The organism is Streptomyces sp. NPDC107765, assembly GCF_055657085.1.
The window spans coordinates 371,207-396,744 of sequence record NZ_JBVKBL010000001.1 but is presented as its reverse complement, the minus strand read 5'-3'; the positions used below and the strand labels follow the sequence as shown (position 1 = coordinate 396,744).

At 70.4% G+C, this 25,538-nt stretch carries 25 protein-coding genes and 1 pseudogene; 12 read left to right on the top strand and 14 right to left on the bottom strand.

The window, feature by feature from the left end; genetic code table 11:
• Positions 1 to 114 precede the first annotated feature (114 nt).
• Positions 115 to 798 (top strand): CBS domain-containing protein, encoded by a 684-nt coding sequence (locus ACZ7MX_RS01925; protein ID WP_472128365.1) that lies wholly within the window; start codon positions 115 to 117, stop codon positions 796 to 798.
• Entirely contained in the window at positions 795 to 1,412 is a 618-nt protein-coding gene (locus ACZ7MX_RS01920; protein WP_472128363.1) for a CBS domain-containing protein, read from the top strand. Before ACZ7MX_RS01925 ends, ACZ7MX_RS01920 begins: the two co-directional genes overlap by 4 nt.
• 45 nt (positions 1,413 to 1,457) lie before the next feature.
• Here ACZ7MX_RS01920 and ACZ7MX_RS01915 read toward each other — a convergent pair whose 3' ends face one another.
• Complete coding sequence (locus tag ACZ7MX_RS01915; protein WP_472128361.1) at positions 1,458 to 2,033, bottom strand: Rv1733c family protein; 576 nt, start codon at positions 2,031 to 2,033, stop codon at positions 1,458 to 1,460.
• 163 nt (positions 2,034 to 2,196) lie between these two features.
• Between ACZ7MX_RS01915 and ACZ7MX_RS01910 the strand changes: the two genes are divergently transcribed.
• Positions 2,197 to 2,904 carry a response regulator gene (locus ACZ7MX_RS01910; RefSeq protein WP_472128359.1) on the top strand — a complete coding sequence of 236 codons (708 nt, stop codon included), beginning with the start codon at positions 2,197 to 2,199 and terminating at the stop codon, positions 2,902 to 2,904.
• A gap of 48 nt (positions 2,905 to 2,952) precedes the next feature.
• Here the strand turns inward: ACZ7MX_RS01910 and ACZ7MX_RS01905 are convergent, their stop codons facing one another.
• The gene (locus ACZ7MX_RS01905) at positions 2,953 to 4,671 is read right to left on the bottom strand and encodes a sensor histidine kinase (RefSeq protein ID WP_472129253.1); all 1,719 of its coding nucleotides are present in this window, start codon (positions 4,669 to 4,671) and stop codon (positions 2,953 to 2,955) included.
• 243 nt (positions 4,672 to 4,914) lie between these two features.
• On the opposite strand from ACZ7MX_RS01905, the gene ACZ7MX_RS01900 reads away from it, so the two are divergent.
• On the top strand, positions 4,915 to 5,796 hold the full coding sequence (locus ACZ7MX_RS01900) for a universal stress protein (RefSeq protein ID WP_472128357.1): 882 nt from the start codon (positions 4,915 to 4,917) through the stop codon (positions 5,794 to 5,796).
• Between the two features lie 55 nt (positions 5,797 to 5,851).
• Here ACZ7MX_RS01900 and ACZ7MX_RS01895 read toward each other — a convergent pair whose 3' ends face one another.
• Complete coding sequence (locus ACZ7MX_RS01895; protein ID WP_472128355.1) at positions 5,852 to 6,706, bottom strand: universal stress protein; 855 nt, start codon at positions 6,704 to 6,706, stop codon at positions 5,852 to 5,854.
• A 302-nt stretch (positions 6,707 to 7,008) separates the two neighbouring features.
• Between ACZ7MX_RS01895 and ACZ7MX_RS01890 the strand changes: the two genes are divergently transcribed.
• The gene (locus ACZ7MX_RS01890) at positions 7,009 to 7,470 is read left to right on the top strand and encodes a Crp/Fnr family transcriptional regulator (protein ID WP_472128353.1); all 462 of its coding nucleotides are present in this window, start codon (positions 7,009 to 7,011) and stop codon (positions 7,468 to 7,470) included.
• A gap of 10 nt (positions 7,471 to 7,480) precedes the next feature.
• Here ACZ7MX_RS01890 and ACZ7MX_RS01885 read toward each other — a convergent pair whose 3' ends face one another.
• Together ACZ7MX_RS01885 and ACZ7MX_RS01880 are read right to left on the bottom strand one after the other, a co-directional pair.
• Positions 7,481 to 8,188: a helix-turn-helix domain-containing protein gene (locus tag ACZ7MX_RS01885; RefSeq protein ID WP_472128351.1), complete on the bottom strand. Its 708-nt coding sequence runs from the start codon at positions 8,186 to 8,188 to the stop codon at positions 7,481 to 7,483.
• A 28-nt stretch (positions 8,189 to 8,216) separates the two neighbouring features.
• Positions 8,217 to 8,906, bottom strand: a complete 690-nt coding sequence (locus tag ACZ7MX_RS01880; RefSeq protein ID WP_472128349.1) for a CBS domain-containing protein — start codon at positions 8,904 to 8,906, stop codon at positions 8,217 to 8,219.
• A 253-nt stretch (positions 8,907 to 9,159) separates the two neighbouring features.
• Between ACZ7MX_RS01880 and ACZ7MX_RS01875 the strand changes: the two genes are divergently transcribed.
• Positions 9,160 to 10,152 (top strand): Acg family FMN-binding oxidoreductase, encoded by a 993-nt coding sequence (locus ACZ7MX_RS01875; RefSeq protein WP_472128347.1) that lies wholly within the window; start codon positions 9,160 to 9,162, stop codon positions 10,150 to 10,152.
• A 73-nt stretch (positions 10,153 to 10,225) separates the two neighbouring features.
• Here ACZ7MX_RS01875 and ACZ7MX_RS01870 read toward each other — a convergent pair.
• The 5 genes and pseudogenes from ACZ7MX_RS01870 to ACZ7MX_RS01850 all read right to left on the bottom strand — a co-directional run bounded on the left by ACZ7MX_RS01870 (position 10,226) and on the right by ACZ7MX_RS01850 (position 15,913).
• Positions 10,226 to 10,607 (bottom strand): annotated as a pseudogene (locus tag ACZ7MX_RS01870) (GNAT family N-acetyltransferase).
• A 150-nt stretch (positions 10,608 to 10,757) separates the two neighbouring features.
• A complete protein-coding gene (locus tag ACZ7MX_RS01865) occupies positions 10,758 to 11,354 on the bottom strand; it encodes an MFS transporter (protein WP_472128345.1) in 597 nt (198 codons plus the stop codon).
• 113 nt (positions 11,355 to 11,467) lie between these two features.
• The gene (locus ACZ7MX_RS01860) at positions 11,468 to 13,357 is read right to left on the bottom strand and encodes an ABC transporter ATP-binding protein (RefSeq protein WP_472128344.1); all 1,890 of its coding nucleotides are present in this window, start codon (positions 13,355 to 13,357) and stop codon (positions 11,468 to 11,470) included.
• Positions 13,358 to 13,944: 587 nt separating this feature from the next.
• Positions 13,945 to 15,126 carry an acyltransferase family protein gene (locus ACZ7MX_RS01855; protein WP_472128342.1) on the bottom strand — a complete coding sequence of 394 codons (1,182 nt, stop codon included), beginning with the start codon at positions 15,124 to 15,126 and terminating at the stop codon, positions 13,945 to 13,947.
• A gap of 331 nt (positions 15,127 to 15,457) precedes the next feature.
• Positions 15,458 to 15,913 (bottom strand): MarR family winged helix-turn-helix transcriptional regulator, encoded by a 456-nt coding sequence (locus tag ACZ7MX_RS01850; RefSeq protein WP_472128340.1) that lies wholly within the window; start codon positions 15,911 to 15,913, stop codon positions 15,458 to 15,460.
• 89 nt (positions 15,914 to 16,002) lie between these two features.
• Here ACZ7MX_RS01850 and ACZ7MX_RS01845 point away from each other — a divergent pair, with 89 nt between their 5' ends.
• On the top strand, positions 16,003 to 16,950 hold the full coding sequence (locus tag ACZ7MX_RS01845; protein WP_472128339.1) for a quinone oxidoreductase family protein: 948 nt from the start codon (positions 16,003 to 16,005) through the stop codon (positions 16,948 to 16,950).
• Positions 16,951 to 17,061: 111 nt separating this feature from the next.
• Here the strand turns inward: ACZ7MX_RS01845 and ACZ7MX_RS01840 are convergent, their stop codons facing one another.
• The gene (locus ACZ7MX_RS01840; protein ID WP_472128337.1) at positions 17,062 to 17,628 is read right to left on the bottom strand and encodes a nucleoside deaminase; all 567 of its coding nucleotides are present in this window, start codon (positions 17,626 to 17,628) and stop codon (positions 17,062 to 17,064) included.
• A 100-nt stretch (positions 17,629 to 17,728) separates the two neighbouring features.
• Here ACZ7MX_RS01840 and ACZ7MX_RS01835 point away from each other — a divergent pair, with 100 nt between their 5' ends.
• The 3 genes from ACZ7MX_RS01835 (at position 17,729) to ACZ7MX_RS01825 (ending at position 21,004) form a co-directional block, all read left to right on the top strand.
• Positions 17,729 to 18,712, top strand: a complete 984-nt coding sequence (locus tag ACZ7MX_RS01835; protein WP_472128335.1) for an antibiotic biosynthesis monooxygenase — start codon at positions 17,729 to 17,731, stop codon at positions 18,710 to 18,712.
• Between the two features lie 28 nt (positions 18,713 to 18,740).
• Positions 18,741 to 20,138 carry an FAD-binding oxidoreductase gene (locus ACZ7MX_RS01830; protein WP_472128334.1) on the top strand — a complete coding sequence of 466 codons (1,398 nt, stop codon included), beginning with the start codon at positions 18,741 to 18,743 and terminating at the stop codon, positions 20,136 to 20,138.
• 344 nt (positions 20,139 to 20,482) lie between these two features.
• Positions 20,483 to 21,004 (top strand): lamin tail domain-containing protein, encoded by a 522-nt coding sequence (locus ACZ7MX_RS01825; protein WP_472128332.1) that lies wholly within the window; start codon positions 20,483 to 20,485, stop codon positions 21,002 to 21,004.
• A 430-nt stretch (positions 21,005 to 21,434) separates the two neighbouring features.
• Here ACZ7MX_RS01825 and ACZ7MX_RS01820 read toward each other — a convergent pair whose 3' ends face one another.
• Complete coding sequence (locus ACZ7MX_RS01820; protein WP_472128330.1) at positions 21,435 to 21,836, bottom strand: carboxymuconolactone decarboxylase family protein; 402 nt, start codon at positions 21,834 to 21,836, stop codon at positions 21,435 to 21,437.
• 128 nt (positions 21,837 to 21,964) lie between these two features.
• On the opposite strand from ACZ7MX_RS01820, the gene ACZ7MX_RS01815 reads away from it, so the two are divergent.
• Entirely contained in the window at positions 21,965 to 22,849 is an 885-nt protein-coding gene (locus tag ACZ7MX_RS01815; protein ID WP_472128328.1) for a LysR family transcriptional regulator, read from the top strand.
• A 169-nt stretch (positions 22,850 to 23,018) separates the two neighbouring features.
• Here the strand turns inward: ACZ7MX_RS01815 and ACZ7MX_RS01810 are convergent, their stop codons facing one another.
• On the bottom strand, positions 23,019 to 23,741 hold the full coding sequence (locus ACZ7MX_RS01810) for a hypothetical protein (RefSeq protein ID WP_472128326.1): 723 nt from the start codon (positions 23,739 to 23,741) through the stop codon (positions 23,019 to 23,021).
• Positions 23,742 to 23,833: 92 nt separating this feature from the next.
• On the bottom strand, positions 23,834 to 24,778 hold the full coding sequence (locus tag ACZ7MX_RS01805; RefSeq protein WP_472129251.1) for a beta-ketoacyl-ACP synthase III: 945 nt from the start codon (positions 24,776 to 24,778) through the stop codon (positions 23,834 to 23,836).
• Between the two features lie 103 nt (positions 24,779 to 24,881).
• On the opposite strand from ACZ7MX_RS01805, the gene ACZ7MX_RS01800 reads away from it, so the two are divergent.
• The gene (locus ACZ7MX_RS01800; RefSeq protein WP_472128324.1) at positions 24,882 to 25,490 is read left to right on the top strand and encodes a TetR/AcrR family transcriptional regulator; all 609 of its coding nucleotides are present in this window, start codon (positions 24,882 to 24,884) and stop codon (positions 25,488 to 25,490) included.
• Positions 25,491 to 25,538 lie beyond the last annotated feature (48 nt).

The following is a 25,538-nucleotide window of genomic DNA, read 5'->3' as shown; positions in this document are numbered from 1 at the left end:
GATCGGCCGGCCGGCACGGTGGGGGCCGGACGGCCCCTGCCCGGCGAGGGCGGACGGCAGCAGGCTGGAGGTGTGACACGGCCGTGCCTCTGCGGTCCGTATCGAGGAGGCGTCATGGAGCACTCTCCGCACACCGTCAGCGATGTCATGACGCGGACCGTGGTGGCCGTCGGGCAGGAGGCGCGGTTCAAGGAGATCGTCGAGACCATGGAGCGGTGGAAGGTCGGTGCGCTGCCCGTGCTGGCCGGGGAGGGGCGGGTGATCGGCGTCGTCTCCGAGGCCGACCTGTTGCCGAAGGAAGAGTTCCGGGGCAGCGCGCCCAGCCGTCTCGAACAGGCCCGGCGGTCGGACGATGTGCGCAAGGCCGGTGGTGTGACGGCCCGGGACCTGATGAGTGCTCCCGCCCTGACGGTGCATCCCGGCGACACCCTCGCCCAGGCGGCGCGGACGATGGCGCACAAGTCGGTGAAGCGGCTTCCCGTGGTCGATGGCGCGGGGTTGCTGCAGGGGATCGTGAGCCGTTCCGACCTGCTGAAGGTCTTTCTGCGTTCGGACGAGGAACTGGCGGCGGAGGTGCGTGCCGACGTCATCGACCGGCTGTTCACGGACGCCGCCGAAGACGTGGAAGCCGTGGTCACCGACGGTGTGGTCACGCTCAGGGGAAGTTTCGCCGCGGCCTCGCTGCTGCCCGTCGCGGCCCGGTTGGTGCGGGCGGTGGAAGGCGTGGTGGACGTGACGCTCGACGTCACGGCCATGACTCCGGCCCCGACGGAGCCGCCCGCGGCGGGGCCGAGATGAAGCAGCGACGGGTCGGCAGCGTGATGACGGATGACGTCGTCAGTGCGCGGCGTGACACCTCGACCGAGGACATCGCGCGGTGGCTGGCGGAGTACGACATCAACGGGCTGCCCGTGGTGGACGCCGAGGACCGGGTGATCGGCGTCATCTCCGGGACGGACCTGGCGCGCGGGCGGGGTGCGGGGGCCGGCGCCGTCGTGCTCACAGCCGGTGCGGTGATGTCCGCTCCCGCTCGCACGGTCCGCGCCGACGACTCCGTCGTCCGTGCGGCCCGCCTCATGTGTGCGTGCGGCGTCGAACGGCTCCCCGTGGTGGACGAGGAGGCCCGTCTGGTGGGCATGGTCACCAGACGGGACGTGCTGCAGATCTTCGCCCGGCAGGATGCGGACATCCGCCAGGAGGTGCTCGACCAGATCGTGGTGCGGACGCTGTGGTTGGGGCAACAGAGCGTGGACGTCGTGGTCCACGACGGGGTGGTGACCCTCAGCGGGCACCTGGAGAGCAGCGGCGCGGTGGCCGTCGCGGTGCAGATGACCCGGCAGGTGGACGGTGTCACGGCGGTGGTCAATCGGCTGACCTCGGCGCGGGAGGCGCCGTACCGCCGGCCTGGGTAGCAGCCCGGCGGGCGCTCAGCGGAACCGTCGGCACCTGGCCCTGGCTCATGCCTGCCGGTGCCGTCCCTGGGCGTCTGCTTCCGCCCAGTCCTTCTCCCACTGGGTGTAACGCCGATGGTTCAGCAGGACGACCCCGGCCTTGTCCGCGCCGATCAGCAGCAGACCGGTGGTGGACGCGGCCACGATGCCGACCGCGATGCTCTGGACGACGGCGTCTCCGGGAGTGACCGGGTCCGTGAGCAGGGAGCCGTGCCGGTCGACCCGTGCGGTGGTCCGGTCGCCGGCCCGCAGGCCGCTTGGCACGGCCGTCACTCCGGTCCGCACCGTGCCGTCCCGGGCCGTCCACCGCACCGTGGCATGGACCCGGCCGGCCGTGCCGCCCGGGGAATCCACACCGATGACGGTGGGGGCGTCTTCCGTGAGGACGGCGGACACCGGCACCGACGCGTGGCTCTGCTGCTCGGCCGCGTGGCTCACGACGCCGGCGGCCACCACCCCGGTGGCCGGGGCCAGTACCGCGACGAGCACCCCCGTGACCAGGAGCAGCCAGGACTCCGCCACGTCCGTGCCGCGCTTGAGCGGGTTACGCAGCCACAACCAGCGGATCTTCGTCAGAGGCATGGCACACCTCTCTCGCCTTGCCCTTCGAGCGTGGCACACCCGGTGGGCGCGGGCGAGGGCCGAACGGACTTGTCGGGAGGCGGCCGGGCCTGGCGCGGCCCTCGGGGGTGATTCACGATGGGGGTAGGCGGCGTCGGCCCGTACCACCAGCCCGGAGGACGCCATGAGCGAGGCAGACGGCTTCTCACCGCAGCGGCCGATCCGTGTGTTCCTCGTGGACGATCACGAGGTGGTCCGTCGGGGCGTCGAGGACCTGCTGGATGCCGAACCGGACATCGAGGTGGTGGGCGACGCGGGCACGGCGAGCCATGCGCTGGCCCGCGGACCCGCGCTGAGGCCGGACGTGGCGGTGCTCGACGTGCGGCTGCCGGACGGTGACGGGGTGTCCGTCTGCCGGGAGCTGCGCTCGCACATGCCGGGGCTGGCCTGTCTGATGCTCACCTCGTTCGACGACGACGAGGCGCTGCTGGACGCGATCATGGCCGGTGCGGCCGGTTACGTCCTGAAGGAGATCAAGGGTGCGGATCTCGTCGCCGCGGTGCGCACGATCGCCTCCGGACGCTCGATGCTCGACCCGGCGACGACCGCGCGGCTGATGAGCACGCTGCGCGGCGAGGACGCCGACGAGCGGTCCGAAGCCGGTGCGCTGTCGAGCCTCTCGCCCCGGGAGACGGAGATCCTCGGCCTGATCGGCGAAGGGCTGACGAACCGTCAGATCGGCAAGCGGCTCTACCTTTCGGAGAAGACCGTCAAGAACCACATCTCCCGCATGCTCGCCAAGCTCGGCGTGGAGCGGCGCATCCAGGCGGCCGTCCTCGCCACCCAGGCCGCCCCCACCCCGGACCGGGGGCCCGGCCGACAGCACGGCTGAGGCGGCACGGCCGGGACCCGCCAGGCGGCCGAGGCGTGCGGGAGCGCGTCACCCCGCGGGCAGCGGGACCTGCCACACCAGCCGGGCGCCACCCCCCACCGGTGTCTCGACGGCCATCGCGCCCCCCAGACTCTCGGCCCGCTCGGCCAGGTTGCGCAAACCGCTGCGCCGGCCGTCCGCCGGGATGCCCACCCCGTTGTCCTGGACGGTCAGGGTCAGCGTCCGGTCGCGGAGGACCAGGGACACGGCCGCAGCCCCGGCGTGCGCATGCCGCGCGGTATTGCTCAACGCCTCGTCGAGTACGGCCAGTACCTGCACCGAAATCTCCGCAGGCACCTCGGTGTCCAGGAGACCTTCCATACGGAGCGACGGTGCGAAGCCCAGGGCCCGCGCGGCCCTTTCCACGGCGCTGACCGTGCGGGCCCGCAGGCCCTGGGAGACACGGGCGGACTCGTGGGCGCGGAGCCCGAAGATGGTGGAACGAATGATTTTGATCGTCTCGTCCAGATCGTCGACCGCCCGCAACAGCCGCTCACCGGCCTCGGGATGATCGACGAAACGCAGCGCGCTCTGCAGCGTCATGCCCGTGGCGAAGAGGCGCTGGATGGCCAGATCGTGCAGGTCGCGCGCGATGCGTTCATGGTCCTTGAGCAGAGCCAGCTGTTCGGCGGCCCGGCGCTGGTCGGCCATCTCCATGGCGAGGGCTCCCTGGCCCGCGAACGTCAGGAGCGGTGTGGTCTCCGGCTCGGTGAACGGATCGCGGCCGCGGACCCGGGCCAGCAGCAACGCCCCCCGCACCCGGTCGCCGGTGATCATCGGCACGGCGATCGCGGGCCCCAGACCGCTCCAGCGGGGCGGACCGGCCGTGATCCTCCGGTCGTGCTCGACATCGAGGCTGGTCAGTGAGCGTCCGGTGCGGAGCGCCGTACCGACGAAGGAGCCGTCGAGGGGGAGGACCAGGCCGCGATGGGCGTCGGCCTCCACACCGACGGCGAGTGCGACGCTCACGTGGTCGTCGTCGACCGGCAGGGCCAGCGCGCCGAGATCCGCCGCGAGAATACGCACGGCGTGGCCGAGGATCATTTCGAGGACGTCGTTCTCGCCCGGCCCGGGCAGGAGACCGGCGACGATCTCACTGTTGGCCTCCAGCCACTGCCCCCGGTAGCGGACCTCGTCGTACAGACGGGCGTGCTCGATGGCCACACCGGCCGCCACGGCCAGCGTCGCGAGCACCGTCTCGTCCGCGGCATCGAAGGGGCGGCCGCCGCGCTTCTCGGTGAGGTAGAGATTGCCGAACACCTCGTCGCCGACCCGTATCGGCACCCCGAGGAAGGAGTGCATCGGCGGGTGGCCCGGCGGGAATCCGTACGACGCGGGATGGTCGGCGAGTTCCGTCAGGCGCAGCGGCGTGGGGTGGCGGATCAGCTCACCCAGAATTCCGTGCCCCTCCGGAAAATGACCGATGGCCTCGGCCTGCGCGTCGGGGATCCCCACGGTCAGGAACTGGGAGATCCGGGTGTCTTCGCCGATCACCCCGAGTGCCCCGTATTCGGCGTCCACGAGGACGACCGCCACCTCGACGATGCGGCGCAGCACCTGCGACAGCTCCAGCCTGCCGCCCACGGACATGACCGCTTCGAGCAGCAGATGCGGCGACCGGTCCGAGGTGCGTTCGATCGCCCGGAGCCGCTCCTGCAGATCGTCGGGCAACGCACCCAGGCTCAGGTGCGCCCCGTCGCCTCGGTCAAGCCTCTCGCCAGTCACCATGTCCTCCGCGGTGACCGCCCCGGTATCCGCGGCCACACCTTCCACGGTAGTGACCGCGGCGGGACGGGCACGCCCGTGCCGGGTGCGTGGCGCCGGACCGGTCGGACAGCGCAGCGGTGGGCCGTTCGGCCTCCTGACGGCACCCTTCGGCTCATTGCCGGCCGGGGGAGCATTCGGCAGGCTCGAGATGGGGGACGGGTGCATCGCGACCCGTACCCCCTCCTCCCTGGAAGAAGGACAGCCATGGAGCCGGAAGTGATCACCGTGGGGCTCGACGGCTCTCCGGAGAGTCTGGCAGCGGCACAGTGGGCAGCTGACGAAGCGGACCGGCGGCGCTGTGTGCTGCGACTCCTCCATGCCTGGGTCCTGCTGGCCGCCGAAGCCCCCGACACGCCCCCCGATCGCGACCAGAACGCCGGCGCCCGGCGCCTCGTGCGCCGGGCACGGGAAGAGGTGCAGGACCGCCATCCCCATGTGCAGGTCATCGAGGACCTGGTCGGTTCGGAGCCGTTGCCGGCGCTGTTGTACGCGGCGAACGAGTCGCGGATGGTCGTGCTCGGGACCCGTGCGCTGACGGCATGGGAGAGCTATGTGCTCGGCGATGTCAGCCTGGACGTCGTGGGCCAGGCCGATCGGCCGGTCGTACTCGTCCGCGGGGGCTGGTCCACCGAAGCACCGCGATCCGAGGCACACGTCGCGGAGCCGCGCATCGTCGTCGGGATGAGCCTGAACGGCCCCTGCGACCCCCTCCTCGATTTCGCCTTCGACGCCGCGGCGAGCCGTGGCCTGCCGCTGCAGGCCGTGCACGGACGTGCGCTGCCGGCAAGCGCCTATGTGCCGTGGGGGATCGAACCGGAAGTGGCGGAGGAAGTCGCCAAGGAGGCGGACGGTGAGCTGAGGGAAGCGATCCGCCCCTGGCGGGAGCGCTTCCCCGACGTACCGGTACGGCTGACCGTGCTGCCGGAGAGCCCGACCCGGGCCATGGTGCAGACGGTCGCGGGCGCCGAGCTCCTGGTCGTCGGCCGGAGGAGGAACCATCCGCGCTTCGCACCCCGGGTCGGTCCGGTGGCGCACGCCGCGATGCACCACGCCACGTGTCCGGTGGCAGTGGTACCCCACGACTGAGCGGACCCCGGCCAAGAGGGACCCCGGCCCGTGACGGGCGCGTCCGGGCGGCCGCTCAGATCCGCGGCACGACCGCCACGGGGCAGCGGGAATGATGCAGCACGGCGAACACCACGGGCCCGAGCAGCATCGGCGTCCGCTGCACGCGCCTCCCCACGACCAGCAGACCCGCCCGGGAGCAGGACTCCAGCAGGACCGGGGTGATCCGGCCCCGTTGCAGCTGTGCGACGACGTCGACGTCGGGGAACTTCGCCCGCCACGGCGCCAGAACCTCGGCGAGCTTCCGCTCCTCCGCTGCCGCGAGTTCCCCTTCGTCCACCGGAGGCACGGTGGTGGGCACACACTCCACCACCGGTGGCTCCCAGGCCCGCACGGCACGCAGCCGCCTGTGATGGGCCTCGGCGGCAACGAACGCGAACTCCACAACCGCCTCGCCCCGCGAGCCGGCTTCCTGCACGCCGACCACGACCTCGGGCCGCTCGTAGGCGGCGCTCTCCTCCTCGCGCACGGTCACCACCGGGCACTTTGCGCGCCCGAGGACATGAAGGCTGACCGAACCGAGCAGGAAGCCGGCGATCGCGCCGTGCCCGCGCGACCCGAGCACCATCATCGTGGCCAGGCCGCTGCGGTCCACCAACGCGTCGACCGCTTGCTCCGAGACCTGCTCGGTCGTCACCGCAACGTCCGGATGCAGCTCGTGCGCCATGGCTTCGGCCGCTCCGAGGACCTCGTCCCCGTAGCGCTTCCGGTCCGTGGCCGCCCGGGCGCCGGGGACGTTCACCGGCTGCGAGACCCAGGAATGGAGGAGGCGCAGCGGAAGTCCGCGGGCCGCCGCCTCCGCGGCACCCCAGCGCACGGCCGGCACGCTGTTTTCGGTGCCGTCCAGACCTACGACAACAGACCCGCCCATGACGTACCTCCGCGCACCCAGGGCCGGGATACCGGCTTCCTCGTTCCAGCATCGCCGCAGCCCGGAACGGAGCCCATGGGCCGAGTGGGCCCTGACGGGGGCCGGGTGGCGGTGTAAGCCCGGCTCCCGGTCGGCCGTCCGTAGCGGCGCGTCCAGGGGCCCTGCGAACGGGGCTGTTCGGCCCACCGACCCGCGCCGAACAGCCCCTGCCCGGAGCACCGTCCGCGTGCGCACGCTGAAGGCTGACCGAGTTGCGGAGGGCCGGCCCGCACGCCGCCGGCCGGAAACCGGGAGCAACCGTCATGACCACGGAGCCACTGCTCACCGCGCTGCCGGCCGAAGGACGGGAACGCCTGATGCGCTTCGCCCACGAAGTGTCGTTCCCGGCAGGGCAGCGGATCTTCGAAGAGCACGGACTCGCCGACCGGTTCTGGATCATCCGCACCGGCTCGGTGAACCTGGACGTCCACATCGCGCCCGGCCCACCGACGGTCGTCGACATGCTCGGCCACGGCGACCTGGTCGGCTGGTCCTGGCTGGTCCCGCCGTACACCTGGCGCATGGGCGCGGAGGCCTGCACCCCGGTACGCGCCTACGAGTTCGACGCCACGGCAGTGCGTGCGCTGTGCGAGGCGGACCGGGACCTCGGCCTGGCCGTGACCCGCCGGGTCCTCGGTGTGCTCGCCCGCCGCCTCCAGGCCACCCGGCACCGGCTGGCCGACATGTGCGCGCCGGGGGCGACCACCATGCCGGCCCCGCCGTGAGCGGGGTGGGTCACGTCGCTGTGGTCGACGGCGCACGAGCCCCCATGACACGGATGCGGCGTCCGGTGATCCGGGTCGGGTGCACCGCGATCCAGACGTGGCGCCCGTTGCCGGTCCAGGGGCCGGTGTGGGCGTGCTCGTCCAGCCAGCGGCACTCGGACCTGTCGGTGACCGCGTGCGCGGGCCCGACGACGAGGACGCTCCACCCCTGACTGAAGGCGTCATCGATGTGGTCGACCTCCAGCGCGACCTCCTGGCCGGCCGCGGCAGCGGGGCCGGAATCCGGGGCGGTGCGGTAGCCGATGACCTCGTCGGCGACGGTGTAGTTCACGGGGAAGATCGCGGGCGTACCGTCAACGGTCACCGCCACTCTGCCGACCCCGTGGGTGGCGAGCAGGTCCTGGCACTCGTCGGAGCTGAGGACCAGCACCTCTGGGTGGGCCGCCGCCGTGCCGACGCCCGTCGGCAGCTCCGTCGTTCCCCCGGTGAGTTCGGCGACCGTCGTGTCCAGCGCACCGGCGAGGCGCAGCAGGAATCCGATACCGGGCTCGGCGGTGCTCTCCTCCACGTACCGGAGATATTCCGGCGAGGCGGCGGCCCGCGCCGCGGCTTCCTCGCGGGTCAGCCCCAGCTGCTGACGGCGCAGCGCCACCCGCCGGCCGAGGTCGCTGCGCGTCCGGACCGGCTCCGCCGGGGGCTCGGGTCGGCTGTCCTTCATCGTCCCCACATCCCTTCGTCGAGGTGCTTCATGCGGGTGTCGAGCTTCGTCCGACCGGTCCGGCCGGACCGGCGGCCATGGCCGGCCGCAGGTCCTCGGAGACCGCGACGACGCCGTCGACGCCGGCGCACATGCGCACGAGGACGGGGGTCAGCAGCGGCTCGTCCACCGAACCGTGCAGCGTGACCTGGCCCCGCACCACCTCGGCGGTCACTCCCGAGGCGCCGAGGCGTGCGGTGCGTCCGATGACCTCACGGGTGATCTCGTCCTCGATGGCCTTGTCCTTGCGCAGGAAGACGCGCAGGAGGTCGCTCCGGCTGACGATGCCCAGCAGCACGTCCGCCTCGTCGACCACGGGGAGACGCTTGACGTTCTGGACCTCCATCAACCGGGCGGCCTCCACCACCGTCCATTCCGGGTGCGCGCACACTGCCGGCGCGGACATCAGCTCACCGGCGGTGCGCCCCTCGGCCCGGGCCCGCTCCCACGCCTCCAGGTGAGGCACGGGCGTCCTGCCGGAGAGGTCCGACCGGTCGGCCGCCTTCCGCAGCAGATCGGCCTCCGACACGATGCCGGCCGGCCGGCCGAGGGCGTCCAGGACCGGTACGGCGCTCACCGCGTGGTCGGCGAGGACCTGTGCGATGTCCTTGAACGGCGTATCGAGCTGCACGCTGACGACCTTCCTCGTCATGAGCTCGCCTATCGTGCGGTGTTCCATCTCCGGCTCCTTCCGCCCGGGCGGACCCGACGTGGCATGCGCTTCGCCGGCCGCAGGTCCGGGTGCTGCTCCAGCCTGGCCGCAGCGGACCGGCCGGGGGATGAGCCGATCGGCCCCCGAGCGGTGGCCGGCAGGCCCGAAAGGCCCGGGTGGCCCACCGACAGGGCCCTACGGCCCCTGACGCGGGCCCGGCAACACCGGCGACGCTGAAGAGGTCCAGCGATCCACTGCCCGCCGGTTCGGGAGGCCCCCGGTGTTCACCAAGATCCTCGACGACACCCTGGTCAAGAGCCTGGTCGCCGACGCGGTCACCGCGCCGTCCATGCACAACGCCCAGCCGTGGCGCTTCCGCTACGCCCGCCACAGCCGCACGTTCACCCTCTCCGCCGACCTGAACCGCGCGATACCGCAGGCCGATCCGACGACCCGCGGCATGCACCTGGGCTGCGGAGCGGCGCTGCTGAACCTACGGGTGGCCGCGGCCCAGGCCGGCCACCGCACCTGGACCACGCTGCTGCCCGACCCGGACAGCCCGGCACTGCTGGCGATCGTGCGCCTGGACGACCCGCACGGCCACGCCGACGAAGCTCTCCCCGACCTCCACCCGGCGATCCGCGAACGCCACACCAGCCGCCACCCGTTCACCGAGCGGCAGATCCCGGAGACCGTACGCGCCGCCCTGACCGAGGCCGCGGCCCGGGAAGGCGCACAGCTGAGCTTCCTCACCGCCGCGCACCGCGAGACCGTACTGGACCTCATCAAGCACGCCGAGGGCTACAACCGCATGGACGACGCCCGCGACGCCGAACAACACGGCTGGACCCGCGACACCGGTACCGGACCGTCCGCCGACGACGGCGTCCCGGCCTACGCCTTCGGCCCCCGCAAACGCGCCGGCGACACTCCCGTCCGGGACTTCGCCGGCCGGCACGCCGTGTCCGACCGTGGCTACGCCGACTTCGAGAAGAGCCCCCAACTGGCCTCGCTCAGCACCGCCGGAGACGACCCCGCCGACTGGCTGCGCGCCGGCCAGGCACTCGAACGCGTACTGCTCGTGGCCACCTCGGAGGGAGTCGCCGGTTCGTTCGCGACGCAGCCCGTCGAGTGGCCCGAACTGCGCTGGATCCTGCGCGACCCGGTCTCGGGCTCCGGGTACGTACACATGCTCCTCCGCCTGGGCTACGGGCCGCCGGGACCCCGTACCCCGCGACGCCCGGTGGACCAGGTACTGACGATCGCACCGTGAGCGGGCTCGCACCACCCGCAGCGGGGCCCCCGGAGACTCAGCTGATGACCCGTCAGGAGGAGGCTGGCGCCCGCTACTTCGGCCGGCGCCATCGGATCTCGCCCTCGTGCCATTCGTCGGTGGGCAGGAGTCCGGCGGCGGTGGCGACGGCAGCCGATGCCTGATGTTCGGGGTGGATGTGGGCGATGACGGCCTGCACGGGCTGTTGGCCGAGCCAGTCGACGAGTCCTCGGGCTGCTTCGGTGGCGATGCCTCTTCCCTGCCACGGGGTCCCCACCACCCAGGCGATCTCGGCGAGGGAGCCGTGACCGGAGGGGCCGACCGTCGCCTGGACCGTGCCGGTCAGGCAGTCCTCGGCACGGAGCCGGATCACCCATCTCTTCGGCGTGCTCGACGCGCAGGGGCAGCAGGTCCAGCCGCGCGGTGCTGAGGGCCCGGGCCGCGAGGGCGCTCATGCGCACGGACGTGCCTTCCCGACCGACGCGGCAGCGTCGGCCTCGCTCGGTGACCTGTGGATCGATCATCCCCGAACGTACGTCCTCGCGGGCTCGATCCACAGGTCGTCAGCACGACTCCACGGCATGGCGACCGGCCGGTCCGGTCGTTCAAAGGCCGGCAGCAGGGCGGTCGTTGCGCGGCGAGGCGGCTGCCGTCGTCGTGCGGGGCCTTTGTCGCAGTGCGAGGGCGGCGACGACCGTGACACCCATCACCGCGACGCCGATCCAGGACGCTGTGGTGTATCCGTTGTCGGTGGGGAAGGCCGAGCCGACGGGGGTGTGGGCGGCCAGGGTCAGGCCGCCCAGGGCGCTGCCGAGGGAGAAGCCGACGCTGCGGACGACTTGATGGAAGCTCATCGCGCTGGAGGTCTCCTCCGCCGGGGTGACGGCGAGGATCGCGTTCGGCATCGCGGCCGAGAAGACACCGACGCCCAGGCCGAGGATGCCCAGCACCGTGAAGGACAGCCACAGCTGGCTGCGGTTGACGGCGAAGAGCACCAGTGCCGCCAGTACGGCGGTGGCCCCGACGGCCAGGACTGTCACAGGTGCCAGCCGCCGCCGTAGTGGGGGCACCAGTTTGCCGCCGACGAAGCCCAGTGCGGAGAACGGCACCAGGACCAGGCCCGCGATGACGACGTCGGCGCCGAAGCCGTACCCCGACGACTCCGGCGTTTGCACGTAGCGGGTCACCAGGGTCAGCAGCAACCGGGCAAGAGCGGCGTGTCAGTGCCGGGACACAATTCGCCGTACAACTAAGGGAGTTGAGGCACCAGAGCAGGAGCGACTTCGACCTCACACCAGGGCCGGCATGGTGGCCGCTACCGGTCCTTGGCCAGCGCGACGAGCTCGGCGAACAACCCGCCGGCGTGGATCAGTTCGTCGTAGCCGCCCTGCTCGATGACCCGACCGTCGCGCATCACGAGGATGCGGTCCGCCAGCCGGGTGTTCTCCAGCTGATGGGTGACGACGATCGTCATGCGCTCGGCGGCAATGCGCTTGACCTCCAGGAAGATCTGGTGTTCGCCGCGCGGGTCCATCTGCGAGGTCGGTTCGTCCAGGATCAACAGGGGCGTGCGCCGGTAGAGAGCACGTCCGCACACCAGTCGCTGCCACTGTCCTCCGGACAGCTCCACCCCACCGAAGAGTTCCCGAGCGAGCAGGGTGTCGAGCTGTCGGGGCAGCTTCTCGATCGCCTCGCGCATCCCCACCGCGTCCACGGCCTCCCACACGGCCTCGTCGTCCCATGTCTTGGGCTGCCCGAGGGTGATGTTCTCCCGCGTCCGCAGAGGCCAGCAGGCGAAGTTCTGCGGGACCAGTGCGGTGCGCTTCCATACGGCGTCCGGGTGCGCGTGGGCGAGGTCGATGCCGTCCCACGCGACGCTGCCCTTGTCGGCCAGGAGGATTCCGGTGATGAGTTTGGCCAGCGTGGACTTGCCAGAGCCGTTCTCGCCGACGATGGCCAGGATCTCGCCGCGGCGCAGAGTGAGGGACACTCCGTCGACCGCCGGCTCGTCCTTGCCGGGGTACCGGTACACCACCTCATCGAGGCGGATCTCCGCCACCTGGTCGGGGATGGTCAGCTCGCCACGCTTCGGCGCACGCTCGGCGGCCATGTCGAGGAAACTGCGCATGTCGGCGAGGTACAGGGAGGTGTGGAACAACGCGGCGCCATAGATGACGAATTGGGACAGCGCGGCCAGTGTCGTCTGGACGGCGACGACGGCGGTGGCCGCGACGGGCAGGGCCACCCGGCCGGTGGTGGCCAGCCAGGCCAGGGTCGCCCAGGTGGCCAGGAGGAACGCTCCACCGACCGCACTGGTCACGAGGACGATGCGCAGCATGCGGGGCGCGGCGCTCAGGGTCCGTTTGTCGATGCGCTCGGACAGGGCGCGGTACCAGAAGGTGAGGTAGCCGGTCATGCCGTTGGCACGGACTTCGTCACCGTGCCGGGAGTAGGTGGCCCACCAGCGCATCATGCCGCGGACGTTGCGGTCACCCACGTTGGCGTAGTGGGTCTCGTAGTCGACGCGCGCGCAGAGCACCGCGCCGGTCCCGGCGGGGATGACGGCGAGCAGGAGCAGCGGGAGCATCATCCAGTGCAGGGCGGTGATGACGCTGCTCGCGGCGATCATGCGGATCAGGGAGGCCATGAAGCGCTGGGCGTCCTGCACCATCATCCGGGTGCGCGTGACGCCGACTTCGGCGGCTTCCTGCCGGTCGGCGAACCCGCTCTCCCCGTAGGCGGACGCCTCGACCCGGCACACGGCGGAGACCAGCGCGACGTCCGCCTCGGTCATCAGCAGAGGGGTGATGCGTCCGTCGGCGTAGGACGACAGAGCGCTGCTGATGCGGCCCACGCCCGCGGTGGCTGCCACCACGATCAGGGCGGGCATCGCGGCGTGCAGGCGTGGGGACACGGTGCCCGGCCCGAGGAGGTGGGTCATGGCCTTCGCGGTGAAGCCGAGCACCATGGCGGCCGAGGCGCCTGTGAGGAGCTGGCAGATCAGCAACAGTGCGACAGCGGGTTTGTCGACGGACCAGGCCATGCGCGCGGCGTGACCGAGCACAGCGGGCAGGCGCCGGCACATGGCGGCGAAACTGGCTTCCGCCAGCGGATTCTTTCCGTGTTTGCCTTCGAAGGTGAGGGTGGCCGGCGGGGGAGGAGGCGGATTCTCCGCCTGGGCGGTCGAGGCGTCGGTCACAGTCATCTGCATCCTCCCTGGGGCGGGCGCCGTGTCTGGATGGCTCGGCGGTGCACGGCATAACGACGGCCCGACGGAATCGAACGCGCTCGATTCCGGACTGCCTGAGACCCTGGAAACGCAAGGAGTTGACGTCCTGGCGCAGCACTACGGCCGTTGCGGCGGGGACGGGCATTGGCCGAAACACCGAGGACCGTGAAGCGAGTGACGAATGGGATGTGGCACGCCCTCGCGGCCTCTACGCGCCGGGGTGCGCCGGCGAGGTGGGGTGCGCGCACGAAGGCGCGCACGGCCGGCTGGCCGGTGAGCTCCTTTACCACCGGGAGGAGCACTCCGGCCGGCGTCGTTTGACGGTTCCGGTACGGGGGCTTCCGGGGTGATGGGGGAGAGATGTGGAGGTGTGCCGGTTCCGGGCTCATCGAGACACGGACAAGCCGTGCCTGGACTTCCGGGCCGACTACGGTCCCTACGTCTCCCACTGCAACCGCACCGACTACCAGAGGTGGCACTGGGACGATGTACCGGCGGCACATCCCAACGCTGGACGCTCCGGTAGACCTCCCGGAAGAGGGAAAGCGGGAGCCGGTCCGCCTTCAGGAGAGTGTCCCCACCCGGTCACTCTCCTTCTCCGTACGGTCGACCTGCGTGCAGGCGAGGCTCTTCCCTTCATCCGCCTCGCCGCGGGCGACACCTTGCCGGCCCGCGCGCCCTGCCCCGGGTCGTTCCGCAGGCGGAGCCGCCCGGGATCCGCGGCGCATCTCCTGCAACCCCTTGTCGATCCCGTCGCGCAACCAGGCACCCACAGAACGCTCCACCCACCGGTTGACGGCGTACGAGAGCACCAGCATGAGCGCGATGATCGACATGAGCAGCACGGGGGCCGGCAGACGGTGCCGCAGGAAGGCGATGAGCGTGAAACCGATGTACATGTGCAGCAGATACAGCGGGTACGTCAACGAGCCGGCCCGGCTCAGCCAGCGCCACCGCACTCCGTCGAACACCCCCAGGGCGATGGCCGCCATGAGGAGGAAGGCCAACAGCACTCCGATGCGTGCCGGCCAGTCGTGTGCGGTCGCGGCCTTGTCCCCGAGGTTCATCACCACGCGGCCCTTGACGTAGTGCTGGGCCAGCAGGAATTCGACCGCGACGATCGCCCACAGCAGCATGGTGGGCCGGAAGCGGTGCATCAGGTAGAAGGCGATTCCCGCGATGAAATACGGGGAGTACGGTGCGATGGCCCATACCGACAGGAAACTGGTGTCGGCCTTGTAAGCGACCACGCCGGCCACCGTCCACAGGCCGCAGAAGAGTACGCATCTGCGGTAGGTGACGCCCTTGTGGACGACGAGAGCGAAGAGCAAGTAGAACTTCAGCTCGATGAACAACGACCAGTAGACATCGTCGAGATCGGACACCCCCACGCCTTGCTGCAGCATGGTGAGGTTGGTCAGCACCGTCTCCAGACTGTCCGCACTGCGTACGCGGGGCCACAGCGCCAGGACGGAAGCCGTCAGGAGAACGGCGACCCAGTAAGCGGGATAAAGGCGCGAAACCCGGGACTTCACGAAATCGCCGAGTGTGCGTCCCCACGCGCTCATGCAGATGACGAATCCGCTGATCAGGAAGAAGACTTCGACACCCAGCCAGCCGAACTGTGCGACGTGGTAGAGCTCCGGTGAGAACGCCCGCGGATCGTTGCCCCACCCGTCGCGAAGGGTGAGGTAGTGGTAGCCGAGGACCATCAGTGCCGCCACGAACCGCAGCCCGTCGAGCACATAGAGTCTGGGGCGCCCGACTGCCGATTCCGAAGGTGCCGGACCGTCAGGCGCGACCAAGCGCATACCGCGATTCCTCATTCTTCCTGGGGTGTCGGGCGTCGTCCTCGCTCCCCGTGGGCGAGTGAGGAATTGTCTCCTTGATCCTTGCAAACATCGGGGAGGCCGTGCGGCAGGGCCGGCGCACAGCGGCACATGAACTGATGGGGGGTTGATTTCCGGCTGTCGGGCAGGAAGATGGCAGGCCCCGCTCCTCGGTTCAGTCGGCGCACCGCCTTTCTCCCTCCCGACACGCCGGATCGCACGCCTGGGCTCCCGGTCGGCGTCGTCGTCAGCGTGCTGGGGCTGTGGGGGTCTGCTCGATGAGGGTGGCGGTGGCGCGGTCGAGGAACTCGCAGAATTGGCGGTGTTCGTCGGTGCTGAAGCGGTCGGTCAGGGCGCGTTCCAGCACGATGACTTCCTGGTACGCCCGGTCGAGCAGGTCTCGCCCCGTGTCGGTGAGGGTCGCGATCATGACCTTCGCATGGGTCGCGGAGGCTTTGCGGCTGATGAGTTCCTTGGTCTGCATGCCGTTCAGGACGGTCGCCATGCTCTGCTGGGAGACGCCGCAGGCCCGGGCGAGTTGAGCGCCGGACCGGCCGTCCCCGCGGGAGAGCGCGAGGAGCACCGTGTACTGGGTCATGGTCAGCCCATAGGTACGCAGTACCGCCTCGTGGTGTGCCATCAGGGCCTGTTCCGCACGCCGAAGTCGGGTGCACAGGTACTCCTCGACAGGCACCTCGGACATATCTCAACTCCCTTACTTGACTCAGTTACCTGATACTCCTAGATTCACCAGTATCAGGTTACTGAGTCAACACAGGGGGTTGAAGCGCGATGAAGGCTGTGGTCCTGGGTGCCGACGATCACTTCCGTCCGACCGAGGTCCCCGACCCGGTTCCCGGGCCGGGTGAGGTGGCTGTGCAGGTTGCCTACGCGGGTGTCCAGTGGGGCGATGTGCTGGTGCGGGAGGGGCGCTTCCCCCTCCCGCGACCGTTCGTGCCCGGCTTCGAGGTTGCGGGGCGGATCACCGCGGTCGGCGACGGGGTGGCGAAGGACCGGGTCGGGGAACAGGTCGTCGCCCTGGTGGGTGGAGGCGGCTACGCCGAGGTCGTCCTCGCGCCGTCCGCGCTGGCGATCACCGCGGAGAGTGTCGATGTCCGTACCGCGGGCGGGTGCGGTTGGATCGCCCCGACCGCCTACGACCTGATCAACACCGTCGCCGGAACCAGCCCCGGCGACAGCGTCCTGATCCACGCGGCATCCGGCGGAGTCGGCACCCTGGCGGCCCAGTTCGCCGCCGCGGCGGGAGCGACGCGCATCATCGGCGTGGCCGGCGACGCCGACCGGGCAGACTACGCGCGCCAGTTCGGCTATCACCGGGTGCTGACACGTGAGGAGTTCCCCCGGGCTCTCGGCGGGGAGACCTTCGACGCCATCCTCGACCCGGTCGGGGGAACCACCCGCACCGCGAACCTGGCGCTCCTGGCGCCCCACGGCCGGCTCGTGGTCTACGGCAACATCGCCAGCTTCGACCCGGTCGACCTCTCGACGAACGACCTGCTCACGAACGGGCAGTCGGTGATGACGTACAACAGCCACCTGCTGAGCCGAACCCATCCGGCCCGGCTGGCCGCCAGTGCCGCCGGAGCGCTGGCCCGGGTGGCCGACGGCTCGGTGCGCATCGACATCACCGCCGAACACGAGCTCGCCGACGTGGAGACCGCCATCGCGAACCTGGCCACCGGTGCCACCCGCGGAAAGAGCGTCATCCGCGTCCAGTGACCGCGGCGGCCGACGCGTGCGGAAGGTACTGAACGCCGCGCAAGGACAGGAACCCGGGATCGGTTGCGGGGACACCGCGCCGCAACCCTGGTACGGAGACCGCGGCCGCTCCTAGTACGAGTGCCGCTCCTGCCGGTTCGTCCATGCCTCGTAGGCCTTGGAACCCAGCTCGGGGTAGATCTGCTTGATCTTGATCCGGCGCTGGTCGAGCGGTTTGGTGAAGTCCTCGTACTGGAACGAGTCATCGAAGCCGATTTTCCGGGTTTCCTCCAGATCGCAGCCGAAGTAGACCTCGTCGATCCGCGACCAGTAGATGGCGCTCATGCACATCGGGCAGGGGGCGCCGCTGATGTAGATCGAGCAGCCCTGCAGCATGCGGGCGCGTTCGGGGACGGGGTCCGGCGAGCCCTCGGGGCGGGGGACGTACTCCAGCGTGGTCTCGTTCTGATGGTCCGGGGAGATGGACGGCGCCTCGGGGTTGAGCATTTGCACGGCCTTCCGGATGGTCTCCACCTCGGCGTGGGCGGTGGGATCGCCGGTCAGCAGCACGCGGTTCTGCCCGCGGGCGATGATCTCGCCATCGCGGGTGAGCACTGCCCCGAAGGGGCCGCCCCAGCCCTTTTCGACGGACTCGGTGGCGAGTCGTACCGCCTCGGCCATGAGCTCTTTGTGTTCCATAGTGGAGTCTCCCTCGACGTCGGCCCATCGGCCTTTCCGGAAACCGGAAATTAAATGCTCCATTTGCCGTTTAAATGCGTTATGTACTAGGCTACTCAAGGTGAGTGCCCGTGCAAGCCATGACTCAGCGGCCGACATTGCCACCGTGGTGACCTCGCAGAAGGTCCGCGAAGGCCGGGCCGATGAGTACCGGCTCTGGCAGGACAGAACCAATCAGGCGGCCCGTGAATTCGAGGGATTCGTGGGCGCCGAGGTATACCCGCCCGGTGCCGGCGGCGCAAACGAATGGGTCACTGTATTCCGCTTTTCCGGAGTGGACCACCTGACAGCCTGGTTGGATTCCGACCGGCGGGCGGAGCTGCTCAAGGAAGCGCACGGACTCTTCGAAGGGCCTCCGACCCAGGAGGTGCTGCGTGGCGGCAGTCCGGCCCAGGAGACGCCGAAGGTCGTCACGGCCGTCATCTCCCACGACGTGAAACCAGGACGCGAACAGGGCTTCCTCAAATGGCAGGAGAAGACGCTCAAGGCCCAGGAGAAGGCGCCGGGATTCATGGGCTCCGAGCTCTTCAAACCGGTCGAGGGCGTTCAGCAACACTGGGTGGTCGTCTTCCGGTTCGACTCCCGCGAGCATCTCGACGACTGGCTCGCATCGGATGTGCGCGCCGTGCTCCTTGAAGAGGGGCGCAAGTACTTCACCGCCTATGACGTACGCAAGGTCAGCTCGGCGTTCAGCGGCTGGTTCAGGTTCGGCCACGGCAACGATGAGGGTGCGCCGCCCAACTGGAAACAGGCGATGACCGTGCTCCTGGCGCTCTATCCGACCGTCATGGTGCTCACGCTGACCCTCGGAGACGCACTGAACAGCATCAAATTCCCCCTCTACCTCGCGATGTTCATCTCGAACATCCTCAGCGTCAGCGCCCTGACCTGGCTTCTGATGCCCCTGGTGAACAGAGCTCTCGGGTTCTGGCTGGCGCCCGGCCGGACACTCGGCCGCCGGGCACAGCTTGCGGGCATCGCCGCCGTCGCGCTCTGCTATCTCGTCTCCCTCGCCGTCTTCGCCCTGATCACCCTGATGCCCTGAACGGTCCGCTGCGCATCGAGGAGGCGACATGGGCCGACGCACACCGGTGTCCGCGCCGGACCTCGACGGAAGGCTGATCCGCCGGGGCGATGCCGGATACGAGGACGCCCGGGCCGACGTGGTCTGGAACCGTGTCACACCGGCGCGGTTCCCCGCCGTCATCGTGCAGGCCGCCTCGGAGAGTGACGTCGTACGGGCCGTCGCCCACGCCCGCGACCAAGGGCTGCGCCTCTCCACCCGCTCCGGCGGGCACAACTGGTCCGGCGCCCCGCTCCGCGACGACGGGCTGCTGCTCGACCTTTCCCGACTGCGCGAGTGCACCCTGACCCCGGCCGACGGCCCCGGCCCTCCGACGGCCGTCGTCGGGCCCGCCATCACCGGCCAGGAGCTGGTCGCTCTCCTCACTCCGCACCAACTGGCCTTCCCGGTCGGCCACTGCCCCACCGTCGCGGTGGGCGGATTCCTGCTCAGCGGCGGCCTCGGCTGGAACTCCCGGGCCTGGGGCGTGTCCTGCGCCGACGTCCAGGAGGTCCGGGTGGTCACCGCCGACGGACGGATCGTCGACTGCAGCGAGAGCCGGCACCCCGACCTCTTCTGGGCCGCGCGCGGTGCCGGAGCGGGTTTCTGCGGCATCGTCACCCGCTTCCGGCTCGCCCTGCACCCCCACCCCGGGTCGATCATGGCGACCAGCCGCACCTTCCCGCTGGCCGACACCGCCCGGGTCACGGAGTGGGCGGAGCTGATCGCGCGCGGGCTGCCGCCGTACGTGGAGACCGCCTTCGTGCTCGCGGCGTCCGGTCCGGCGACGGCATCGGTACCCCCGGGACCCCGGATCACGGTTGCCGCCACGGCCTTCGCACCCTCACCCGAGACGGCCCGGCAGGCCCTCAAGCCTTTCACCGAGTGCCCCTTCGGCGAGCTCGAAGTCGCTGCGGAGCCGCCCGCACCGACCTCGTACGCCGCCCTGCACGAGGGCGCGAGTGCGGTCTGGCCACCGGGCCACCGTTACGGCGCGGACACCCTGTGGGCCCCGGAGAGCTACCACACCCAGCTCACCCGCCTGGTGGATCCGATGGCCGCCGCGCCCTCGGGCAAGTCGCTGGTGCTCGCACCCGTGCACCCCGTCTCCGAGGACCCGGCGCTGCTGAGCAACATGGCCTTCGCCCCGCTCGGCGCCTCCTACCTGGTCTGTTATGCGATCTGGGACGATCCGGCCGACGACGCGACGAACGGTCGCTGGCTTCGGGAGGCGAGGGCCGCGGTGGACCCGCGCGGCGACGGCCGGCGCTACATCGCGGAGGCCGACCTGGAGGCCGGCGGCCCGCGGGCCGGGTCCTCGTACGCACCGGCCGCCTGGGACCGCCTCGCCGAGATCAAAGCTCGTTGGGACCCGGAAAACCTCTTCCACTCGTACCTCGGCCCCTGAACGGCCCGGCGTGGAGGGGCTTGTCCGGGGAGCGCGAATAGTCAGGAGTTCAGCCCCCGCGGTGGCCGAGTCGGCTCGCGTCCGGAGCCCGGTGGCAGGTGCTGCCGCGGGTAACCCCTTGGGGCGTCTGGATGGGTGTAAGGGGCGTCGCGTTGGCGTGGGCGAAGGCGGGGGAGTGTGCGCCTGGCGGGGAGAGGTTGTGTGAATGTCTGTGTTTTGTAACACCAAATCTGAATTCTTCCGGCAAGGCATGACGTGGGGTCACTGTGTGGGGGCCCGGTCAAACCGGCCGGGCTTCCGGTTTTTCCCGGCACCTGCTTCGGGGTGCCTCAGGAGGGGATTTCGTGTTCCGTCACGCTTCGCGTATCGCCGTTGCCGTAGTGGGGGCTGCGGCTCTGGCCGCCACCGCCGCGCTGCCCGCCGCCGCGGCCGACCACGACCGCGGCCACCACGGCTGGCACCACGGCTGGCACCACCACGTGCGCTCCGCGGTGGTGCTCGGGCCGATCCAGTACGACAGCCCCGGCCGCGATGACGGCTCCAACCGGAGCCTGAACGCCGAATGGGTCACCCTCCGGAACATCGGCCGCTGGCCGGTGACCATCAAGGGCTGGACCCTCTCCGACAAGACCGGACACAGCTACCGCTTCGGCAACGTCCGTCTGGCCGGCCACAGCCAGGTCCGCGTCCACACCGGCATCGGCCGTGACGACCGCACCGACCTGTTCCAGGACCGCCGCGACTACTTCTGGGACAACTACTCCGACACCGCGACCCTGCGCAACGACCACCGCCGCATCGTCGACTCCCGGTCCTGGGGGCACCACGGCCACTGGGACCACCACGGCCACTGGGGCCACCACTAACAAGCCCTACTGCCGGTGAGGGCTGACGTCACTCACCGGCACTCTCCATGATGCGCCGCAGGGGTCCGGTCCTGCGGCGCATCACCATGTGGACAGAAATGGGCTGGCGGGCAGCGCTGGAGGAGGGGGCCCCGCACAGGAGAACCTCCGTCTCGACCCTGCCGAAACCATCCGGTCTGTCGATGAATCCCGTGGAGTGACAGCCCCTTGAGCAGCTCGCCTCTGGTCGGCGTGGACGATGCGTCCGCCGATCCAGTATGATCATGACGTAGCTCCGGCCCGCGGGTGGGAGTCACGCGTCTGTGGTCCAAGGAAAGACGTCCACCAGCCGGTGGGAGATGCAGGTGCAAGGCCTGCCGGGCGCTCCGACAAAGGTCTCTTCCCCCTACGGGGAAGAGACCTTTTTGCTGGCCGCGAGGCTCGGGACGGGTCAGCTGAGGTTGGTGAGAGGGAGCAGGCCCCGTTCGGCGAAGACCTTCTTGGCGACGAGTGTGGCGTTGATCGACCGCGGCATGCCGCAGTAGACGGCCGAGTGCAGGAGCGCCTCGGAGATCTCGGTGGCGGTCAGGCCGACGTTGAGGGCCGCGTTGATGTGCACCTCCAGCTCGATTTCGCAGCCACCGAGCGCGGTGAGCATGCCCAGGGTGACCAACTGCCGCTCGCGCGCAGGAAGTTCGGGGCGCGAGTACATGTCGCCGAACGCCCATGCCACCACCTGGTGGCCCAACTCCGGTGAGGTGTCTGCGAGGGAGTCGACGATGCGCTGTCCCGCTTCGCCGTCAACCTCCTCCAGGACCTTCATGCCGTATGCGTAGCGGTCCTCGCGGTTCATGGTTTCTCCTCAGAGCCAGGTGTGCGTTCCGGTTCCGTCCGGTGCGCTGTGTCCAGCCTGGCCTGAGTGGCGACCCAATCTGCTCCACGGGCATTACTGCCTATACTTCCCATGCCTGGGAGGTATGGATGGAGCTAAGGCTACTCGGCTACGCAGTGGCGATCGCGGAAGAGGGCAGCATCAGCGGTGCGGCCCGTCGGCTGCATCTGACGCAGCCCACCCTCAGCCGCCAACTGACCGAGATGGAACGGCAGTTGGGCATCAAACTGTTCGTCAGACAGGGGCGTGGGCTGACGCCGACGCAGGCCGGCCAGGTTCTGGTGCGGCGTGCGGCCACCGTGCTCGCCGAGGCGGAGGCCGCCCTGAAGGACGTACGGCTGGCCGCGCAGGGCATGACCGGGCGACTGGTCGTGACCTTCGCCGGTTCGGGCATCAACGGACCGCTCGGCGCGGCGCTGGGTCGCGTACGACGCGAACTCCCCCGGGTGCAGCTCCAGTTGGAGGAAAGCTTCAATGATGCCGAGATGTCCACCGGTGTCCTGGAGGGGCGTTACGACCTCGCGGTCCAGCGTCTTCCGGTGCGCGATGCCCGGCTGGCCACCCAGGAGTGGTGGCGTGAACCGCTGACGCTGTTCCTGCCCGCCGGCCACCCGCTGGCCTACCCCTCCGAACCCGCCCCGCTCACCGCACTGGGCCAGATCCCCCTGGTCATCTGGCCGCGGGAGGTGTCACCGCGCTCCTACGACGAGATCATCGCGCTCTGCCACGGCGCCGGTATCGTGCCGCAGATCGGGGCAGAAGGCCGCAGTGTGCAGACACTCCTGGCCCTGGTCGCGGCCAAGTTCGGAGCAGCGGTGCTCGCCGATTCGCACCGTGCGCTGCGCCGCCTCGGAGTGACCCCGCGGCCCCTGGCCGAGACCTCGACCACCTTGCACCTGGTGTGGCGGGCCGAGGAGACCAACCCCCTCGTCGAACGGATCCGCACCGTCCTCACCGACGCCATCGGCGGATGAGATCGATCCTGGAGTGATCCCGCTGTCCGTGCCCGGCCCGCGGCCTCAACGGTCTCCGTCCGCGCGCCCCGGTCCGGTCGGAGCTACAGCCCGTGGTCCAGGACGGCGTCGTGGCCGGCGGTCAGGTACTCGACGTGCCGGCCCCGTACGGCGTCGACGGCACCTCCGATCAGGGCGCCGGCCGGGGATCGATCCACAGCGCCTCGGAAACGGCGCACAGTTCGCCCTCCGCCGTGGCGAGCGCCACGCCCGCCATGTGCTTGCGGCCGGACTCCGACAGCAGCCACGCGTACGCCATGTACGGCTCACCTGCGGCGACCGGCCGCAGAATCGTCCCCGTGAGCGCTGCGGTGACCGCGCCCGGACGCTGGGTGCCGAGAAGGCGGCCCGCCCAGTTTCCCGGGCAGTCCAGGGCGCCCCAGACCAGTCGGGTCGGGAGGAGGCCGTCCGGGCCGGCGAAAACGGGGGACGGGACCCAGGCATTGGCCACCACTTCGCGACCCGGCACCGGCGTGAGGTGCATCCGCAGGCCGCGGTCGGCGGGACGCAGACCGCAGCCGAAGCAGTCGACCACCCCCGACGGCGGCGCCGCCCGGAACCTCTCGGCCGCGGCAACCGCCTCGTCCCAGGAGGGCGGGGCAGGCGTGTCGAGCAGCAGCTCGGCGGGGCGCGCAGTGGCCAGGGGCCGCTCGTTCTCGCTCAGCTCCACGCCTCCTCCCGCGATTTCGGCGATCCGCACGGGCACGTCCGTCGGCACCGGCCCGCGGAAGTCCACCCGTACCGTCTTCGCCTCGGATCGCTCCGCCAGCACGCCGGCGACATAGCCGCCGAAGGCCACCCCGGGATAGCCAACGTACAGCCCCGGCACCACGATTGCGTCAGTCCTCGTCATGGCCCCATCTCACCGCATCTCCGGACCAGCTGCGCCACCCGGCCCTGGGGGGTGCAACCTGCACTCCTGTGCCGTCGCTGCGGTGCTCGGATTCAGGGGCACGTGACGACCTGACCGGCCCAGGACAGACCGCCACCGAAGGCCAGCAGCAGGACCGGAGCGCCGGGGGAGAGCTCACCGCGTTCGGTGAGCTTGGACAGGGCGAGCGGGACGGACGCGGCGGAGGTGTTGCCGGACTCGACGACGTCGTGGGCGACCACCGTGCTCTCGGGGAGGTCGAGTTGGCGTATGACGGCGTCGATGATGCGCAGATTGGCCTGGTGGGTGACGACACCTGCCAGATCGGTCAGGGCCAGGCCGGCACGTGCGCAGGCTTCCCGGGCGATGGCGGGGAGTTCGCCGGTGGCCCAGCGGAAGACCGTCTGGCCTTCCTGGGCGAAGTGCGGGTGCCAGTCGTCGACGAGGCGGACCGCATCGCCTCGGGTGGGGTCGGAGCCCCAGACGACCGGGCCGATTCCGGCGGCGTCGGCGGTGCTGAGCACGGCGGCGCCCGCCCCGTCGCCGAGCAGGACACAGGTGCGGCGGTCGGTCCAGTCGGTGACGTCGGACATCTTCTCGGCGCCGATGACCAGGGCGTGCCGGGCGGCGCCCGCGCGGATCGTGTGGTCGGCGCAGGCGAGCGCGGTGCAGAAGCCCGCGCAACCGTTGTTGAGGTCGAAGGCCACCGGGGAAGGCAGGCCCAGACGTGCCGCGACCTGGGCGGCGATGGAGGGGCAGCGGTCGATCGCGGTGCAGGTCGCCACCGTGATCAGGCCGATGTCGGAGGGCTCCAGCCCGGACGCGGCCAGTGCCTTGCCGGCGGCCGTCGCGGCCATGTCGGTGACTGATTCGTCCGAGGCGGCGATTCGCCGGGTGGCGATGCCGGTACGGCGCCAGATCCACTCGTCGCTGGTGTCGACCAGGGCGGACAGGTCGTCGTTGGTCAGGACGCGCATGGGCTGGTAGTGGCCCATGGCGGTGATGCGGCTTCCCGGCACGGTGGAACGCACAGGTGATCTCCTCGGCTCGGCGATGGGATACCGGAATATAGCAACCGATCGGTCGGAAGCTAAAGATTGGGCGGCTCGGTACACTGACGCCATGAGCCCTCGCAACTCCCGCATCGAAGCCCGCAGGACCCGGGAGCGCATCGTGGAGCGCGGCATGGCGCTCGCCTCGGTCGAGGGCCTCGAAGGGCTGACCATCGGGCGTCTCGCCGCCGACCTCGAGATGAGCAAGGCCGGCGTGCTCGGGCACTTCGGCACCAAGGAGGCGCTCCAGCTCGCGACCCTGCAAGGGGCCGCGGCGGCCTTCTCGCGGTTGGTCTGGGAGCCCGTGGCACACGAGAAGCCGGGCCTGCCCCGCCTGAGGGCCGTTCGCGACACCTGGATCGCCTATCTGGAGACCGGGCGCGACGTCTTTCCCGGCGGTTGTTTCTTCACCACCGCCTCCACCGAGTTCGATGCCCGTGGCGGCCCCGTCCGCGACGCCGTGGCCCGCCTGTTGCGGGTCTGGCGCCACCGCCTCGCCGCCGAAGTGCGCACGGCTGTCGCGGCGGGCGATCTGCCCACGGACACCGACCCGGACCAGGTCGTGTACGAGATGGTGGCTCTCTACCTGGCTCTCAACCAGGAAATCCAGCTCTTTGCCGATCCCACGGCTGCCGCCCGCACCCGCCGGGCCGTGAACCGGCTCCTCGACCAGCCGTAGAGTCCAGGCACGGCCGTGGGGCATGGCCAGGGGCGATGCGGTGGTCGA

What these genes read in the sequence shown, in the direction of transcription:
- ACZ7MX_RS01850 (WP_472128340.1), bottom strand. Translation starts at nt 15,913, where the DNA reads ATGTCCGAGGTGCCTGTCGAGGAGTACCTGTGCACCCGACTTCGGCGT.
- ACZ7MX_RS01810 (WP_472128326.1), bottom strand. Translation starts at nt 23,741, where the DNA reads ATGACGAGGACTGACGCAATCGTGGTGCCGGGGCTGTACGTTGGCTAT.
- ACZ7MX_RS01895 (WP_472128355.1), bottom strand. Translation starts at nt 6,706, where the DNA reads ATGGGCGGGTCTGTTGTCGTAGGTCTGGACGGCACCGAAAACAGCGTG.
- ACZ7MX_RS01820 (WP_472128330.1), bottom strand. Translation starts at nt 21,836, where the DNA reads ATGAACCGCGAGGACCGCTACGCATACGGCATGAAGGTCCTGGAGGAG.
- ACZ7MX_RS01800 (WP_472128324.1), top strand. Translation starts at nt 24,882, where the DNA reads ATGAGCCCTCGCAACTCCCGCATCGAAGCCCGCAGGACCCGGGAGCGC.
- ACZ7MX_RS01830 (WP_472128334.1), top strand. Translation starts at nt 18,741, where the DNA reads ATGGGCCGACGCACACCGGTGTCCGCGCCGGACCTCGACGGAAGGCTG.
- ACZ7MX_RS01920 (WP_472128363.1), top strand. Translation starts at nt 795, where the DNA reads ATGAAGCAGCGACGGGTCGGCAGCGTGATGACGGATGACGTCGTCAGT.
- ACZ7MX_RS01885 (WP_472128351.1), bottom strand. Translation starts at nt 8,188, where the DNA reads ATGAAGGACAGCCGACCCGAGCCCCCGGCGGAGCCGGTCCGGACGCGC.
- ACZ7MX_RS01845 (WP_472128339.1), top strand. Translation starts at nt 16,003, where the DNA reads ATGAAGGCTGTGGTCCTGGGTGCCGACGATCACTTCCGTCCGACCGAG.
- ACZ7MX_RS01900 (WP_472128357.1), top strand. Translation starts at nt 4,915, where the DNA reads ATGGAGCCGGAAGTGATCACCGTGGGGCTCGACGGCTCTCCGGAGAGT.
- ACZ7MX_RS01860 (WP_472128344.1), bottom strand. Translation starts at nt 13,357, where the DNA reads ATGACTGTGACCGACGCCTCGACCGCCCAGGCGGAGAATCCGCCTCCT.
- ACZ7MX_RS01815 (WP_472128328.1), top strand. Translation starts at nt 21,965, where the DNA reads ATGGAGCTAAGGCTACTCGGCTACGCAGTGGCGATCGCGGAAGAGGGC.
- ACZ7MX_RS01890 (WP_472128353.1), top strand. Translation starts at nt 7,009, where the DNA reads ATGACCACGGAGCCACTGCTCACCGCGCTGCCGGCCGAAGGACGGGAA.
- ACZ7MX_RS01915 (WP_472128361.1), bottom strand. Translation starts at nt 2,033, where the DNA reads ATGCCTCTGACGAAGATCCGCTGGTTGTGGCTGCGTAACCCGCTCAAG.
- ACZ7MX_RS01880 (WP_472128349.1), bottom strand. Translation starts at nt 8,906, where the DNA reads ATGGAACACCGCACGATAGGCGAGCTCATGACGAGGAAGGTCGTCAGC.
- ACZ7MX_RS01905 (WP_472129253.1), bottom strand. Translation starts at nt 4,671, where the DNA reads ATGGTGACTGGCGAGAGGCTTGACCGAGGCGACGGGGCGCACCTGAGC.
- ACZ7MX_RS01925 (WP_472128365.1), top strand. Translation starts at nt 115, where the DNA reads ATGGAGCACTCTCCGCACACCGTCAGCGATGTCATGACGCGGACCGTG.
- ACZ7MX_RS01840 (WP_472128337.1), bottom strand. Translation starts at nt 17,628, where the DNA reads ATGGAACACAAAGAGCTCATGGCCGAGGCGGTACGACTCGCCACCGAG.
- ACZ7MX_RS01910 (WP_472128359.1), top strand. Translation starts at nt 2,197, where the DNA reads ATGAGCGAGGCAGACGGCTTCTCACCGCAGCGGCCGATCCGTGTGTTC.